Source organism: Streptomyces sp., from assembly GCF_035645055.1.
Taxonomy (GTDB): domain Bacteria; phylum Actinomycetota; class Actinomycetes; order Streptomycetales; family Streptomycetaceae; genus Streptomyces.
The window spans coordinates 1-14,520 of the sequence record NZ_DASQNH010000041.1; the positions used below are offsets into that span (position 1 = coordinate 1).

General features: G+C 71.8%; 15 protein-coding genes. 5 read left to right on the forward strand and 10 right to left on the reverse strand.

All coding sequences use genetic code 11. From position 1 onward, the window contains the following. Positions 1-613, reverse strand: a 613-nt coding sequence (locus VE614_RS13615; protein WP_324936217.1) for a patatin-like phospholipase family protein, incomplete at its 3' end; no start/stop codon positions are given. A gap of 38 nt (positions 614-651) precedes the next feature. Then, positions 652-1,812 carry an acyl-CoA dehydrogenase gene (locus VE614_RS13620; RefSeq protein ID WP_324936219.1) on the reverse strand — a complete coding sequence of 387 codons (1,161 nt, stop codon included), beginning with the start codon at positions 1,810-1,812 and terminating at the stop codon, positions 652-654. 197 nt (positions 1,813-2,009) lie between these two features. Between VE614_RS13620 and VE614_RS13625 the strand changes: the two genes are divergently transcribed. Further along, positions 2,010-3,353: a UDP-glucose/GDP-mannose dehydrogenase family protein gene (locus tag VE614_RS13625; RefSeq protein ID WP_324936221.1), complete on the forward strand. Its 1,344-nt coding sequence runs from the start codon at positions 2,010-2,012 to the stop codon at positions 3,351-3,353. A gap of 88 nt (positions 3,354-3,441) precedes the next feature. On the opposite strand, the gene VE614_RS13630 is transcribed toward VE614_RS13625, so the two are convergent. Beyond that, positions 3,442-3,948 carry a CGNR zinc finger domain-containing protein gene (locus tag VE614_RS13630; protein ID WP_324936223.1) on the reverse strand — a complete coding sequence of 169 codons (507 nt, stop codon included), beginning with the start codon at positions 3,946-3,948 and terminating at the stop codon, positions 3,442-3,444. Between the two features lie 97 nt (positions 3,949-4,045). Here VE614_RS13630 and VE614_RS13635 point away from each other — a divergent pair, with 97 nt between their 5' ends. Then, complete coding sequence (locus tag VE614_RS13635) at positions 4,046-4,411, forward strand: VOC family protein (RefSeq protein ID WP_324936225.1); 366 nt, start codon at positions 4,046-4,048, stop codon at positions 4,409-4,411. Positions 4,412-4,433: 22 nt separating this feature from the next. After that, positions 4,434-4,826: a VOC family protein gene (locus tag VE614_RS13640; protein WP_324936227.1), complete on the forward strand. Its 393-nt coding sequence runs from the start codon at positions 4,434-4,436 to the stop codon at positions 4,824-4,826. A gap of 26 nt (positions 4,827-4,852) precedes the next feature. Here the strand turns inward: VE614_RS13640 and VE614_RS13645 are convergent, their stop codons facing one another. From VE614_RS13645 to VE614_RS13665, 5 genes are all read right to left on the reverse strand, one after another. Beyond that, positions 4,853-5,980, reverse strand: coding sequence for a dipeptidase (locus tag VE614_RS13645; protein ID WP_324936229.1), 1,128 nt, complete (start codon positions 5,978-5,980; stop codon positions 4,853-4,855). Positions 5,981-6,101: 121 nt separating this feature from the next. Further along, on the reverse strand, positions 6,102-6,461 hold the full coding sequence (locus VE614_RS13650; RefSeq protein ID WP_324936231.1) for a MerR family transcriptional regulator: 360 nt from the start codon (positions 6,459-6,461) through the stop codon (positions 6,102-6,104). A 230-nt stretch (positions 6,462-6,691) separates the two neighbouring features. Continuing rightward, the gene (locus VE614_RS13655; RefSeq protein WP_324936233.1) at positions 6,692-7,906 is read right to left on the reverse strand and encodes a dipeptidase; all 1,215 of its coding nucleotides are present in this window, start codon (positions 7,904-7,906) and stop codon (positions 6,692-6,694) included. Positions 7,907-7,951: 45 nt separating this feature from the next. Beyond that, a complete protein-coding gene (gene purE / locus VE614_RS13660) occupies positions 7,952-8,476 on the reverse strand; it encodes a 5-(carboxyamino)imidazole ribonucleotide mutase (RefSeq protein ID WP_324936235.1) in 525 nt (174 codons plus the stop codon). Continuing rightward, complete coding sequence (locus VE614_RS13665; protein ID WP_324936237.1) at positions 8,473-9,612, reverse strand: 5-(carboxyamino)imidazole ribonucleotide synthase; 1,140 nt, start codon at positions 9,610-9,612, stop codon at positions 8,473-8,475. The genes purE and VE614_RS13665 overlap by 4 nt, the downstream gene beginning before the upstream one ends. Positions 9,613-9,775: 163 nt before the next feature. On the opposite strand from VE614_RS13665, the gene VE614_RS13670 reads away from it, so the two are divergent. After that, entirely contained in the window at positions 9,776-10,324 is a 549-nt protein-coding gene (locus VE614_RS13670; protein WP_324936239.1) for a GtrA family protein, read from the forward strand. Between the two features lie 45 nt (positions 10,325-10,369). Here the strand turns inward: VE614_RS13670 and VE614_RS13675 are convergent, their stop codons facing one another. Next, entirely contained in the window at positions 10,370-11,638 is a 1,269-nt protein-coding gene (locus VE614_RS13675) for an ATP-binding protein (protein ID WP_324936241.1), read from the reverse strand. A 42-nt stretch (positions 11,639-11,680) separates the two neighbouring features. Next, complete coding sequence (locus VE614_RS13680) at positions 11,681-12,358, reverse strand: response regulator transcription factor (RefSeq protein ID WP_324936243.1); 678 nt, start codon at positions 12,356-12,358, stop codon at positions 11,681-11,683. A 508-nt stretch (positions 12,359-12,866) separates the two neighbouring features. On the opposite strand from VE614_RS13680, the gene VE614_RS13685 reads away from it, so the two are divergent. Continuing rightward, positions 12,867-14,360, forward strand: coding sequence for an oligopeptide:H+ symporter (locus VE614_RS13685; protein WP_324936245.1), 1,494 nt, complete (start codon positions 12,867-12,869; stop codon positions 14,358-14,360). Positions 14,361-14,520: the final 160 nt, after the last annotated feature.

The following is a 14,520-nucleotide window of genomic DNA, read 5'->3' on the forward strand; positions in this document are numbered from 1 at the left end:
GCAGCGGGCGATCGATCCGCCCGACGTGCAGCACGTAGATCGTGTCGGCGCCGAGTGCGACCGCGCGGCCCACCGGGATGCTGTGCACCAGGCCTCCGTCCAGGTAGTGCTCGCCCCTGACCTCCACCGGCGGCAGCAACCCGGGGACGGCGCAGGAGGCGAGCACCGCGTCGACCAGCGCTCCGTCGGTGAACCAGTGCTCGGCGGCGCGCTCGATGCTGGCCGCGACGCACTGGAACGGCACGTGCAGCCCGGCGAAGGTGCGCACCGGCAGGGAGGCCTCGAGCAGCTCCCGCAGCGGCTCGCGCGGGTGCAGGTGGGTGCGGGTCCGCGCCAGGGTGCCCAGGCGGGCCAGCACGGACCCGGTGAAGACCTGCCGGGAGGCCAGCTCCTCCCACACCCCGCGCAATCGGTCGACCGCGCTCGGCCCGGGATCAGCGGCAACGAGCGCGCCGTTGATCGCGCCCACCGACGTGCCCACGATCAGGTCCGGGCGGACGTCGTGTTCGGCCAGGGCCTGCAGCATTCCCACCTCGGCCGCGCCGAGGACGCCTCCGCCGCCGAGGACGAACGCCGTGCCGCCCCGCTCGGCCGGCACCCCGCTCGATGCCATGGGACGCATCGTGCCATCCACGGCGAACCGACCGACGGCTACTTCAGGAGGCTCCGGGCGATGACCATCCGCTGGATCTGATTGGTGCCCTCGTAGATCTGGGTGATCTTGGCGTCGCGCATCATGCGCTCGACCGGGTAGTCACGGGTGTAGCCGTAGCCGCCGAGCAGCTGGACGGCGTCCGTGGTGACCTCCATCGCCACGTCCGAGGCGAAGCACTTGGCGGCGGCGCCCAGGTAGGTCAGGTCCGCGTCGCCGCGCTCGGAGGCGGCGGCGGCCTGGTAGGTCAGGGCGCGGGCGGCCGAGATCTTCATGGCCATGTCGGCGAGCATGAACTGGACGCCCTGGAAGTCGGCGATCGGCTTGCCGAACTGCTTGCGCTCCTGGACGTACCCCTTGGCGTAGTCCAGGGCGCCCTGGGCGATGCCGAGGGCCTGGGCCGCGATGGTGATGCGGGTGTGGTCCAGGGTCTTCATCGCCGTGGCGAAGCCGGTGCCCTCCTCGCCGATCATGCGGTCGGCGGGGATGCGGACGTTGTCGAGGTAGACCTCGCGGGTCGGGGAGCCCTTGATGCCGAGCTTCTTCTCCGGGGCGCCGAAGGAGACGCCCTCGTCGGACTTCTCGACGACGAAGGCGGAGATGCCCTTGGAGCGCTTGGCCGGGTCCGTCACGGCCATGACCGTGTAGAACTCCGACACGCCCGCGTTGGTGATCCAGCGCTTCACGCCGTTGAGCACCCAGTGGTCGCCGTCGCGGACCGCGCGGGTCTTCATGCCGGCCGCGTCGGAGCCCGCGTCGGGCTCGGAGAGGCAGTACGAGAACATCGCGTCGCCCTTGGCGAGCGGGGTCATGTACTTCTTCTTCAGCTCCTCGGAGCCGGAGAGGATCACGGGGAGCGAGCCCAGCTTGTTCACGGCGGGGATCAGCGAGGAGGAGGCGCAGACGCGGGCCACCTCCTCGATGACGATCACGGTCGCCAGGGCGTCGGCGCCCGCGCCGCCGTAGGTCTCCGGGACGTGCACGGCGTGCAGGTCGCCTGCGACCAGCGCGTCCAGCGCCTCCTGCGGGAAGCGGGCCTCCTCGTCCACCGCGGCGGCGTGCGGCGCGATCTTCGCCTCGGCCAGCGAGCGGACGGCGTCGCGGAGCATGTCGTGCTCCTCGGACGGGCGGTACAGGTCGAAATCAGCCGATCCGGCCAAGGTCTCTCACGCTCCAAGGACGCTAATTACCGTTAAGTAACACAAATTTTAGGGGTCTGGCCAGCTCAGGGGTAGGTGAGCTTGGCGACAGGCCGGCGGCCGGGTGGAGAGATGACGAAAGGGACGCGGGAAAGGTGCCCGGCGGGCGGCCCGACTATGCTCGGCCTCCGCACCACCGGCGTACCCCAGGAGCATCCATGGCCCTCAAGATCACCGTGATCGGCACCGGCTATCTCGGCGCCACCCACGCCGCGGCCATGGCCGAACTCGGGTTCGAGGTGCTGGGGCTCGATGTGGTCCCCGAGAAGATCGAGATGCTGCGGCGCGGCGAGACCCCGATGTACGAGCCGGGCCTCGACGACCTGCTGCGCAAGCACGTCGCCGGGATCGAGGGCTCCACCGGGCGGCTGCGCTTCACCACGGACTGGGCCGAGATCGGTGCCTTCGGCGACGTCCACTTCGTCTGTGTGAACACTCCGCAGCGGCACGGCGAGTACGCCTGCGACATGTCGTACGTCGACGCCGCCTTCGCCTCTCTCGCCCCGCACCTGAACGGCCCCGCCCTGGTCGTCGGCAAGTCGACGGTGCCCGTGGGCTCCGCCGACCGGCTCGCCGCCTACCTCGCCGGGCACGCCCCGGCCGGCGGCGACGCCGAGCTGGCCTGGAACCCGGAGTTCCTGCGGGAGGGCTTCGCCGTGCGGGACACCCTGCACCCCGACCGGATCGTGGTCGGCGTGCGCAGCGACCGGGCGGAGAAGCTGCTGCGCGAGGTGTACGCCACCCCGCTCGCCGAGGGCACCCCGTTCGTCGTCACCGACTTCCCGACCGCGGAGCTGGTGAAGACCTCCGCGAACTCCTTCCTCGCCACCAAGATCTCCTTCATCAACGCGATGGCCGAGGTCTGCGAGGCCGCGGGCGGCGATGTCGCCAAGCTGGCGGAGGCGATCGGCCACGACGACCGGATCGGCCGCAAGTTCCTGCGCGCGGGCATCGGATTCGGCGGCGGCTGTCTGCCGAAGGACATCCGGGCGTTCATGGCGCGCGCCGGTGAGCTGGGCGCCGACCAGGCGCTGACCTTCCTGCGCGAGATCGACTCCATCAACATGCGCCAGCGCGGCCAGATGGTCGAGCTGGCCCGGCAGGCGCTGGGCGGCGGGCCGTTCCTCGGCAAGCGGGTGGCGGTGCTCGGCGCGACCTTCAAGCCGGACTCGGACGACGTCCGCGACTCGCCCGCGCTGAACGTGGCCGGGCAGATCCACCTCCAGGGCGGTCAGGTCACCGTGTACGACCCCAAGGGCATGGACAACGCCCGCCGGATCTTCCCCACCCTGGGCTACGCCGACTCCGCCGTGGAGGCGGTGCGCGGCGCCGACGTCGTCCTCCACCTGACCGAGTGGCGGGAGTTCCGCGAGCTGGACCCGGAGGCGCTCGGCGAGGTGGCGGCGGCCCGGGTCGTCCTGGACGGCCGCAACGCCCTCGATCCGGAGCTGTGGCGCCGGGCGGGCTGGACGTACCGCGCGATGGGCCGCCCGACCGCCTGAGGCGGAGAACACACGGCGACGCCGGTTCGGCCGAGGCTCAGTCGGCCGAACCGGCGTCTTGTCGCATTCTGCACCAACTCCGCGCCGCTCACGCACCCTTCGCCCGGTACCGGCGCATCTTCGCGCGCGCCCCGCACACCGACATCGAGCACCAGCGCCCGCGTCCGGCCGGGCTGCGGTCGTAGTACGCCCAGTGGCACTCCGGCAGCTCACAGGCCTTCAGCCGCTCCCAGGTGCCCTCGGTGAGCGCCTGCGCCACGGCTGCGGCGACCCGGGAGAGCAGCGGCCCCTCGTCGGCGGGCGCGAGGCGCGCCGAGCCGTCCCGCGGGTCGACGGCGACGTACAGCGGCGCCCGCGCCAGCAGGTCGCCCAGCGGGGTGACCGGGCGGTGCGGCGGGTGCCCGGCGTGCGCCAGACAGGTGGCGCGCAGCGACTCGCGCAGTTCCCGTACGGCGTCCAGGTCGCCCTCCGCGACCCCGAACCGCTCGCGCGCATCGGGCGTGTCGAGGTCGTCCCGCCCGGATGCCAGGTCGACCGTGTTGACCAGGGCCTCGACCAGGCCGAGGCCGCCGGGCGCGGGAAGTCGCTCACTCATGCTTGCGACGTTACCCGTACTGCGGGAGTATGGGGTAACCGTTACCGGTTGCCGGGATCTACGGGTAACCCGCCGACCCCTCGACTAGGAGGAAGTCATGGCTCTCGCGAAACTGGGCGCCGTCGTCCTGGACTGTCCCGACCCGCACAAGCTGGCCGGTTTCTACGCCGAACTGCTGGGCGGCACCGTCAAGGCGGAGGAGGACGGGAGCTGGGTCTCCCTCCAGGTGCCCGACGGCCAGGACCTGGCCTTCCAGGCCGCCCCGGGCTTCGTACCGCCGAAGTGGCCGTCCCCGGACGCCTCCCAGCAGTTCCACCTGGACCTGGAGGTCGAGGACCTGGACGCGGCGGAGCAGGGCGTGCTGGCGCTCGGCGCGACCGTGCTGGACGCCGAGGACCGCTCGCGCACCTGGCGGGTTTACGCCGACCCGGCGGGACACCCGTTCTGCCTGTGTGCCTGCTGACCCACCGAGACCGGAGGTGCCCATGACCCCCGCCGCCGTCTTCCGTTCCGTGGTCCTCGACTGCCCCGACCCGCGCGCCCTGGCCCGCTTCTACGCCGGGATCGTCGGCGGGGAGCCCGAGGACGCCGACCCCGACTGGGTGGTGCTCCAGGTGCCCGGCGGCCCGCGGCTGGCCTTCCAGTCGGCGCCGGACCTGCGCCCGCCGGAGTGGCCCCGCGCCGACCGGAACTCCCAGCAGTTCCACATCGACCTCGACGCCGGGTCCACCTGGGAGGAGGTCGACGCGGCCGAGAAGCGGGTGCTGGCCCTCGGCGCCACGGTGCTGGACGCGGAGGACTCCGAGTCGAAGGACTTCCGGGTCTACGCCGACCCGGCCGGGCATCCGTTCTGCCTCTGCCGGATCGAGCACTCCTAGACCAATCCCTCCCCCTCTCCCCCGGCTCAGCCGTCCAGCTCCGCGATCTTCGCCGCCGACGCCGTTCTGCGCTCCTGCGCGGCCCGCGCCGTGAAGTCCGCGGCCCGCAGCACCCGCTGGACGTTCCCCCAGGTCAGCAGGGCCAGGTCGGGTTCGGTCCAGCCGCGGCGCAGCAGCTCGGCGATCAGATGGGGGTAGCAGGAGGCGTCGCCCAGCTCCTGGGGGTGGGCGCAGCCGGCGTCGTAGGTGCCGGAGAGGCCGACGGACTCGGGTCCGGCGAGAGCGCGGACGTGGTCGAGGTGGTCGGCGACGTCGCGGACCGACGGGCCGGTCTGCTCGGCGGTCAGTGGCACCATGCACAGTCCCTTGGCGGCGCCCAGCTCGGCCAGCAGCTCGTCGGGCAGGTTGGCGGGATGCGGGCGCAGGGCGCGGGCGGCCGAGCGGGTGGCCAGCGCCGGTGCCCGGGAGGCGGCGAGGATCCGGCGGATGGTCGCCTCGGAGGCGCCGGAGAGGTCGGCGAGCACGCCGAGCCGGTTCATCTCGCGCACCACTTCGTCGCCGAACCGGGTCAGTCCGGCCTTGCTGGCCCAGGAGGTGCCCGCGAGGGTGAGCACCCTCAGGCCGAGCGCGTGCAGCACCCGCAGCAGGCCGAGGGAGTCGTCGAGGGCGGCGGCGGTGGCCGGGCCGAGGATCACCGCGGCCCGCCCGCAGTTGCGGGCGTCGATGACCTGCCCGGCGGTGCGGGCCAGGCGCAGGCTCTCGGGGTGCCCGGCGATCACGGTGCGGACCAGATCCAGCTGTTCCAGCGTCGCGGCCACCGCCCGGTCGGCGGCCAGCCCCTCGGGCAGGTGCAGGGAGCAGAACAGCGCCCCGACCTGGCCCTGCCGCAGCCGGGGTACGTCGGTGTCGACGGCGCTCTCCCCGCTCTCCAGGTCGTACCAGGGCAGGTGGCGCAACGCCCAGGGCAGGCCGCTGTAGCCGTCGGCCACGGGGTGCGCGGCGAGCAGGGCGCGCGCGTGGTCCAGCGGGGCGGCGTCGGGGCCGTCACCGTCGCCGGGGGCGTAGCCGTCGGGCGGGAAGGGCCCGTCCAGCGGCAGGTCGCCCAGCTCGCCGGCCTCGGGCGGGGTGTGCAGACCGTCCTGGAGTTCGGCCATGGCGGGCTCCTGACGTGCGCGGCGTTCGCTTACCGTCACCGTCGCACGGCTGCCCCGGCCGTACTCGGTGGACGGGGCGTTCGGGGGTACTCGCCGGTTCACACCTCGGGGGGCCGCAGGTTCACCGCCCCTGCGCCGCCTCGATCACCTCGTCCAGGGTGTCGCGGGAGCGCAGCAGGTCGGCGATCATCCGGTCGATGCGCGCCCGCTCCTCGGTGAGGTCGGCGACCAGGCGGGGCGTGGCGACCGCGGACGGACCGCCGTCGCTGTCCCGCATGCAGGGCAGCAGCTGGGCGATCCGGCTGCTGTGCAGCCCGGCCGCGAACAGCTCCTGAATGCGGATCACCCGGTCCACGGCGGCCTCCGGGTAGTCCCGGTGTCCGCCGGGCGTCCGGTCGGCGCGCAGCAGTCCCTGGGTCTCGTAGTAGCGCAGCGACCGCTCGCTCACCCCGGTCCGCCGGGCCAGTTCACCGATCCGCATGTCCCCTTCCCTCCCGCGCCTGATTCTGACATCAGTGTCATGAGCTGACCACCGACGCCGTACGGCGGTCCGGGGAGCGGCTGCCGGCCGCCGGGGCGGACCTGGTCGCGCTCGGGCGGCCGTTCCTCGCCGACCCGGACCTGGTCGCCCGGCTGCGGCTCGGGGCGCGCGCTCGACGAGGTGCGGGACCGGTGTCTGAGGTACGCCGGCCGCCCGGCCGGCTACGCCGGCTACCGGGCGCTCGCCGAGTCCGCGTCCGAGTCGTGGTCCGCGTCCAGCGCCTCGATGGTGGCATGAGAGGCGGCGCGGGTGGCCTGGAGATGCCGGGCCACGTCCTCCGCCGCGCCCAGCACCCGGACCGCGTTCTGCCAGGTGAGCTTGGCCAGGTCGGCCCTCGACCAGCCGCGGTCGAGGAGTTCGGCGATCAGGTTCGGGTAACCGGAGACGTCGTCCAGGCCCTCGGGGGTGAAGGCGGTGCCGTCGTAGTCGCCGCCGATGCCGAGGTGGTCGATGCCCGCGACCTCGCGCATGTGGTCCAGGTGATCGGCGACCGTGGCGACGGTCGCGACCGGGCGCGGGTGGCGCTCCTCGAAGGCGCGGTGCACCTTCATCGCCTCGGCGGTGGTGTCCAGGTGATGGAAGCCGTGGGCGCGCATGTTCTCGTCCGCGGCGGCCGTCCAGTCGACGGCGGCCCGGAGCACGAACTTCGGTACGAAGGTCACCATCGCGACGCCACCGTTGGCGGGCAGCCGCTCCAGCACGTCGTCCGGGATGTTGCGGGGGTGGTCGCAGACCGCGCGGGCGGAGGAGTGGGAGAAGATCACCGGCGCCGAGCTGGTGTCCAGCGCGTCCCGCATGGTGGTGGCGGCCACGTGCGAGAGGTCGACCAGCATGCCGAGGCGGTTCATCTCCCGGACCACCTCGCGGCCGAACGCCGACAGGCCGCCGACGCCCGGCTCGTCGGTCGCGGAGTCCGCCCAGTCCACGTTGTCGTTGTGGGTGAGCGTCATGTAGCGGACGCCGAGCGCGTACAGGCCGCGCAGGGCGCCCAGCGAGTTCGCGATGGAGTGGCCGCCCTCCGCGCCCATCAGGGAGGCGATCCGGCCCTCGCCGCGCGCGGCCTCCAGGTCCGCCGCGGTCAGCGCGGCGCGCAGCGCGTCCGGGTGGCGGTCGATCAGCCGCCGTACGCAGTCGATCTGCTCCAGCGTCGCGGTGACCGGGTCGGGCAGGTCGGAGCGGACGTACACCGACCAGTACTGCGCGCCGACCCCGCCCGCGCGCAGCCGGGGCAGGTCGGTGTGCAGATGCCCGTCCTGGGGGACGGCGATGTTGCGGGCGTCCAGGTCGTAGCGGACCTGCTCGCGCAGCGCCCAGGGCAGATCGTTGTGCCCGTCGACCACCGGGAACGCGCGCAGCAGTTCCCGGGCCTCCTCCAGCGAGGTCATCGCCGTCCCCTCCGTCGGTCGTGCGTCGCTCGTGTCAGGTGTGCGTCACTTGCCGAAGCCGAAGCCGTTGCCGGGCCCGTCGACCTTGGCGCGCAGCCGCTTGCCCTTCTCGGTGGCCTGGTCGTTGAGGTCCTGCTGGAACTCGCGCATCTTCCCCAGCAGTTCCTCGTCGTGCGCGGCGAGGATACGGGCCGCGAGCAGACCGGCGTTGCGGGCACCGGCGACGGAGACGGTGGCGACCGGGACACCGGCCGGCATCTGCACGATCGACAGCAGGGAGTCCATGCCGTCGAGGTACTTCAGGGGCACCGGCACGCCGATCACCGGCAGCGGGGTCACCGAGGCGAGCATGCCGGGCAGATGGGCGGCGCCGCCCGCCCCCGCGATGATCACCTTGAGCCCGCGGTCCGCGGCCTGCTCGCCGTACGCGACCATCTCGCGCGGCATGCGGTGCGCGGAGACGACGTCGACCTCGTAGGCGATCTCGAACTCGTCGAGGGCCTTGGCGGCGGCCTCCATGACGGGCCAGTCGCTGTCCGACCCCATGACGATGCCAACAACGGGGCTCATTCGGTGATCGTGCCTCTCAGGTAGCCGGCTGCGTGACGGGCGCGCTCCAGCACGTCGTCCAGGTCGTCGCCGTAGGTGTTCACGTGGCCGACCTTGCGGCCGGGCTTCACGTCCTTGCCGTACATGTGGATCTTCAGCTGGGGGTCGCGGGCCATGCAGTGCAGATACGCCGAGTACATGTCCGGATAGTCGCCGCCGAGGACGTTGACCATCACGGTCCACTTCGCGCGCGGGCGCGGATCGCCCAGCGGCAGGTCCAGGACGGCCCGGACGTGGTTGGCGAACTGCGAGGTGATCGCGCCGTCCATCGACCAGTGGCCGGAGTTGTGCGGGCGCATCGCCAGCTCGTTGACGAGGATGCGGCCGTCGCGGGTCTGGAACAGCTCGACGGCGAGGTGACCGACGACGCCCAGCTCCTTGGCGATGGTGAGGGCCATCTGCTCGGCCTTCAGCGCCAGGGCCTCGTCCAGATCGGGGGCGGGGGCGATGACGGTGTCGCACACGCCCTTGACCTGGCGGGACTCGACCACCGGGTAGGCGACGGCCTGCCCGTGCGGGGAGCGGACCACGTTGGCGGCCAGCTCGCGGACGAAGTCGACCTTCTCCTCGGCGAGCACCGGCACCCCGGCGCGGAACGGGTCGGCGGCCTCCTCGACGGAGTCCACCACCCACACGCCCTTGCCGTCGTACCCGCCGCGGACGGTCTTGAGGACGACCGGGAACCCGTCCCCTTCCTCCGCGAAGGCCGCCACATCGTCCGGATCACTCACGATCCGGTGGCGTGGACACGGCACGCCGATCTCCACGAGCTTCGCCCGCATCACGCCCTTGTCCTGGGCGTGCACCAGCGCGTCGGGCCCCGGGCGCACGGGAATGCCGTCCGCCTCCAGAGCCCGCAGGTGCTCGGTGGGCACATGCTCGTGGTCGAAGGTGATCACATCGCACCCGCGCGCGAACTCGCGCAGCGTGTCGAGATCGCGGTAGTCGCCGATGACGACATCGCTCACGACCTGCGCCGCGGAATCCTGAGGGGTGTCACTGAGAAGCTTGAACTTGATGCCCAGCGGGATGCCCGCCTCGTGTGTCATACGAGCGAGCTGGCCCCCGCCGACCATGCCGACTACCGGGAACGTCACGCCCCCAGGGTATCCGGCGCGCCAGGGCGGCCGGATCCCGCCGTTCCTCCGGCGCATCGGCGGCCTTTCCGCGGCCCGCCCCGCTCGTCCACAGGCGATCACGGAAGGGGGGTGGTTAGCATGGCTGAGTTGACGAAACCGACAGACGGGGGCCTTCACGACCATGGGACGTGATTCCTCGGGGTTCCCCGCGGCGCCCCCCAGCACCTTGCGGCAGCGGCTGAGCCGCCTGACGCGTGAGATCGCCAAGTTCGGCGCGGTGGGCGGAGCGGGTCTGCTCGTCAATCTCGCCGTGTTCAACCTGGTACGGCACGTCACCGACCTCCAGGTGGTGCGGGCCAGTGTGATCGCGACGATCGTGGCGATCGCCTTCAACTACGTCGGCTTCCGCTACTTCACCTACCGGGACCGCGACAAGAGCGGCCGCACCCGCGAGATGTCACTGTTCCTGCTGTTCAGCGCGGTCGGCCTGGTCATCGAGAACGGTGTGCTGTACACCGCCACCTACGGCTTCGGCTGGGACAGCCCGCTGCAGAGCAACATCTTCAAGTTCCTCGGCATCGCCGTCGCCACCCTGTTCCGCTTCTGGTCCTACCGCAGCTGGGTGTTCCGGGCGCTGCCCGTGCGGCCGGCCTCCGCCGACCCCGAGTCGTTCCTGGAGACCGAGCGGCCCCGCGACCGCGAGCGCGCCCGGCAGCGGACCAGGGTCTAGCCCGGGGCGCCGGAGGATCCCCTCCAGCGGCCGACGGCCGGCGGACTAGCGGACCGTCCGCTCGCCCTCCTCCGGCTTCCGCACCGGCGTACGCGACAGGAACAGGCCGAAGACCGGCGGTGACGCCTGGAGCATCTCCAGCCTGCCCCCGTCGGCCTCCGCCAGGTCGCGGGCGACGGCCAGGCCGATGCCGGTGGAGTTGCGGCCGCTGATGGCCCGCTCGAAGATCCGGGCCCCCAGGTCGGCCGGGACGCCGGGCCCCTCGTCGGTGACCTCGATGACCGCCTGGTTGCCGGTGACCCGGGTGCGCAGCGCGACCGTGCCGCCGCCGTGCATCAGGGAGTTCTCGATCAGCGCCGCCAGCACCTGGGCCACCGCGCCCGGGGTGCCCACCGCCTTCAGATGCCGCTTGCCGGAGCTGACGATCGCGCGTCCGGCCTGGCGGTAGGCCGGCCGCCACTCGGCGAGCTGCTGCTGGATGACCTCGTCGAGGTCGAAGGTGACGGCGGAGCCGGTGCGCGGGTCGCGCGAGTTGGTCAGCAGCCGCTCCACCACGTCCGTCAGGCGTTCCACCTGGGTGAGCGCGATGGTCGCCTCCTCCTTCACCGTGTCCAGGTCCTCGGTGAGGGTGATTTCCTCCAGCCGCATCGACAGCGCGGTCAGCGGGGTGCGCAGCTGGTGGGAGGCGTCGGCGGCGAGCCGCCGCTCGGCGGTCAGCATCCGCGCGATGCGCTCGGCGGAGGCGTCCAGGACATCGGCGACCCGGTCCAGCTCCGGGACGCCGTACCGCTTGCGCTTGGGCCGCGGGTCGCCGGAGCCGAGGCGTTCGGCGGTCTCGGCGAGGTCGGTGAGCGGCGAGGCGAGCCGGTCGGCCTGGCGCAGCGCCAGCAGGACGGCGGCGATCACGGCGAGCAGCGCCACCGCGCCGATGATCAGCAAGGTCCGGCCGACCTCCCGGAACACCGCCGAGCGCGGCTCCTGGACGGTGACCGTCTCGCGCTCCTCACCCCGGCGGGTCGCCTCGATGACGTCGCCGTCGGGCTTCTCGCCGATTTCGATCGGCGCCCGGCCGGGGATGCGGATGACGGCGTACTGGTCGCCGCCGAGCTGGTCCCCGAGCAGAGCGGGGGTGATCTTCTCGGCGGCGAGGATCCGGCTGTCCACGATGCTGGCCAGCCGGATCGCCTCGGACTCCACCCGTTCCCGGGCGCTCTCGCTGATGGTGCGGGTCTCGACGATGACGAGGGAGACGCCGAACACGGCGATCACGACGAGCACCACGGCGAGCGTGGACTGGATCAGTCGGCGGCGCATGTCCTACTTCGCATGTTCTGATTCCCAGGGCCCGCGGCGGGCTCAGCTCTTCTCGAAGCGGAAGCCCACGCCGCGGACCGTCGCGATGTACCGGGGGTTGGCGGCGTCGTCGCCGAGCTTCTTGCGCAGCCAGGAGATGTGCATGTCGAGGGTCTTGGTGGACGACCACCACGTGGTGTCCCAGACCTCGCGCATCAGCTGGTCGCGGGTGACGACCCGGCCGGCGTCCCGCACCAGCACCCGCAGCAGGTCGAACTCCTTCGCGGTGAGCTGGAGCTCCTCGTCGCCCATCCAGGCGCGGTGCGACTCGACGTCGATGCGCACGCCGTGGGTGGCGGGCGGCTGCTGGGGCTCGGCGGAGCCGCGCCGCAGCAGGGCCCGGACCCGGGCGAGCAGCTCGGCGAGCCGGAACGGCTTGGTGACGTAGTCGTCGGCGCCCGCGTCCAGGCCGACGACGGTGTCCACCTCGTCCGCCCGTGCGGTGAGGATCAGGATGGGCACGGTGTGGCCTTCGGCGCGCAGCCGGCGGGCCACCTCCAGGCCGTCCATGCCGGGCAGGCCGAGGTCCAGCACGACCAGGTCGACGCCGCCCTTGATGCCCGCGTCCAGCGCGGCGGGTCCGTCCTCACGCACCTCGACCTCGTAACCCTCCCGGCGCAGCGCGCGCGCCAGCGGCTCCGAGATGGACGCGTCGTCCTCGGCGAGCAGTACACGGGTCATGAGCTGATGGTAGTCCCAGCGTGACAAGAGACGGGGTGTGATCGGCACCTCGGTTCTTACCGGCGTCTTGGCCGCTTCTTACCTTCGGAAACGCTTGGTACGGACCTGCATCCGAGAGGTGCGATCCTGGTAGGGACCTTCGAATGCGGGCGCGTGGTTCCCCCGACACCTGTGATCCGCGTCTCAAGTCCTTCCATATCCGGCAGTGTCCTGCCGTATGGTGATTGAACGCCTGTAGCACCGCGGGGACCTTTGGCGACTGACGCTGAAGGTCTCTTTTATGTCCAGGCTGGTCTAGACCAGTTTGGCCAGGAATGACCTGTGGCCGGGCCTCGCGCGCACTGACGCACACGAGGCGTGGATCCCGGTGGACGCCGTCCACCGCTCCGTGATCCGGGGCGGAAACCCTCGTGGGCGTGAGGGCGGACGTGTTCGCTCTGCCGGTGCCGGCCGTCCCCCACCGGGCGCGCAACGCTCCAACCGCGCGTCCCGACAGCAAGGAACGACCATGGCGTCCAGCCTGACGAAGGACTCGGCCCGACCGGGCACCCCCGGTTCCGACAGGACCTTCTTCGGCCACCCCCGCGGACTGGCCACTCTCTTCATGACCGAGATGTGGGAGCGGTTCTCCTACTACGGCATGAGGGCACTGCTTCCCCTCTACCTGGTCGCCCCCGCGGGGCTCGGCCTGGACGCCGGCACGGCGATCGCCATCTACTCCGTCTACGTCTCGACGGTGTACCTGCTGGCGATGCCGGGCGGCTGGTTCGGCGACCGTGTCTGGGGCCCCCGCAAGACGGTCGCGATCGCGGGCTCGGTCATCATGGCCGGCCACCTGGTCCTGGCGCTGCCCACCGCGGGCACCTTCTACTTCGGCCTGCTGCTGGTCGCCATCGGCTCCGGCCTGCTGAAGTCCAACATCTCGACCATGGTGGGCCACCTCTACGACGGCCCGACCGATCCGCGCCGCGACGGCGGCTTCACGGTCTTCTACATGGGCATCAACCTCGGTGCCTTCGCCGCGCCGCTGATCATCGGCACCGTCGGCCAGAAGGTCAACTGGCACCTCGGCTTCGCGCTGGCCGCCCTCGGCATGGCGCTGGGCCTGGTCCAGTTCCTGCTCGGCAGCCGCCACCTGTCCGACCGCTCCAGCGTCGTCCCGAAGCCGCTGAACACCGAGGAGCGCAACTCCACCCTGCGCAAGGCCATGATCTGGATGCTGATCGCGGCCGTCTTCTACACGATCGTCGTCGCCACCGGCCACTACACCCTGAACTGGGTGATGGTCCCGCTGATGGTCATCGGCCTGGTCGTCCCGGTCACCGTCCTGGCGCGCATCAAGCGCGACAAGGAGCTGTCCGGCGTCGAGCAGTCCAAGGTCTCCGGCTACATCTGGTTCTTCGTCGCCGCGGCCGTCTTCTGGATGATCTACGACCAGGGCGGCTCGACCCTGTCGATCTTCGCGAACGACCACGTCGACAACCACATCTTCGGCTGGGAGTTCCCGGTCTCCTGGTTCCAGTCGGTCAACCCCGTCCTGGTGATGGCGCTGGCCCCGGTCTTCGCCACGATCTGGCTGGCGCTCGCCCGCAGCGGCAAGGAGCCGAGCACGATCGTCAAGTTCGCGGGCGGTCTGGTCCTGGTCGGCATCTCCTTCTTCGTCTTCCTGCTGCCGCTGGTGGCGGCGGACGGCGGCAAGGTCTCGCCGTGGTGGATCGTGCTGATCTACTTCTGCCAGACGACCGGTGAGCTGATGCTCTCCCCGGTGGGTCTGTCGGTGACCACGAAGATGGCCCCGGCCAAGTACGCCTCGCAGATGATGGGTGTCTGGTTCCTCGCGGTCACCGCGGGCGACGCCGTCACCGGCCTGCTGTCCACCTACGGCGTCGACCTCAACAAGACCGGCGTCGTGGCCGCCGAGGCCGCCCTCGCGGTGCTCGCCGGTGTCGCGGTGTGGATGTACCGCAAGAACGTCAAGCAGCTCATGGGCGACGTCCGCTGACGTAGCTCCCGGGCTCGGGGAAAGGGCCGCCGCGTCGTCCGACGCGGCGGCCCTTCGCCGTCTACGCGCTCGGCGAGAGTCCGGCGGCCAGGGCGATGCCTTCAGGGGCCCCGCCGAGCCGGCCAGGGCCACCGGCGGCGCCGGCGGCGCCGGCGGAGGA

What these genes read in the sequence shown, in the direction of transcription:
- VE614_RS13640 (WP_324936227.1), top strand. Translation starts at nt 4,434, where the DNA reads ATGACCCCCGCCGCCGTCTTCCGTTCCGTGGTCCTCGACTGCCCCGAC.
- VE614_RS13645 (WP_324936229.1), bottom strand. Translation starts at nt 5,980, where the DNA reads ATGGCCGAACTCCAGGACGGTCTGCACACCCCGCCCGAGGCCGGCGAG.
- VE614_RS13655 (WP_324936233.1), bottom strand. Translation starts at nt 7,906, where the DNA reads ATGACCTCGCTGGAGGAGGCCCGGGAACTGCTGCGCGCGTTCCCGGTG.
- VE614_RS13635 (WP_324936225.1), top strand. Translation starts at nt 4,046, where the DNA reads ATGGCTCTCGCGAAACTGGGCGCCGTCGTCCTGGACTGTCCCGACCCG.
- VE614_RS13675 (WP_324936241.1), bottom strand. Translation starts at nt 11,638, where the DNA reads ATGCGCCGCCGACTGATCCAGTCCACGCTCGCCGTGGTGCTCGTCGTG.
- VE614_RS13625 (WP_324936221.1), top strand. Translation starts at nt 2,010, where the DNA reads ATGGCCCTCAAGATCACCGTGATCGGCACCGGCTATCTCGGCGCCACC.
- VE614_RS13680 (WP_324936243.1), bottom strand. Translation starts at nt 12,358, where the DNA reads ATGACCCGTGTACTGCTCGCCGAGGACGACGCGTCCATCTCGGAGCCG.
- VE614_RS13685 (WP_324936245.1), top strand. Translation starts at nt 12,867, where the DNA reads ATGGCGTCCAGCCTGACGAAGGACTCGGCCCGACCGGGCACCCCCGGT.
- VE614_RS13650 (WP_324936231.1), bottom strand. Translation starts at nt 6,461, where the DNA reads ATGCGGATCGGTGAACTGGCCCGGCGGACCGGGGTGAGCGAGCGGTCG.
- VE614_RS13670 (WP_324936239.1), top strand. Translation starts at nt 9,776, where the DNA reads ATGGGACGTGATTCCTCGGGGTTCCCCGCGGCGCCCCCCAGCACCTTG.
- VE614_RS13630 (WP_324936223.1), bottom strand. Translation starts at nt 3,948, where the DNA reads ATGAGTGAGCGACTTCCCGCGCCCGGCGGCCTCGGCCTGGTCGAGGCC.
- purE (WP_324936235.1), bottom strand. Translation starts at nt 8,476, where the DNA reads ATGAGCCCCGTTGTTGGCATCGTCATGGGGTCGGACAGCGACTGGCCC.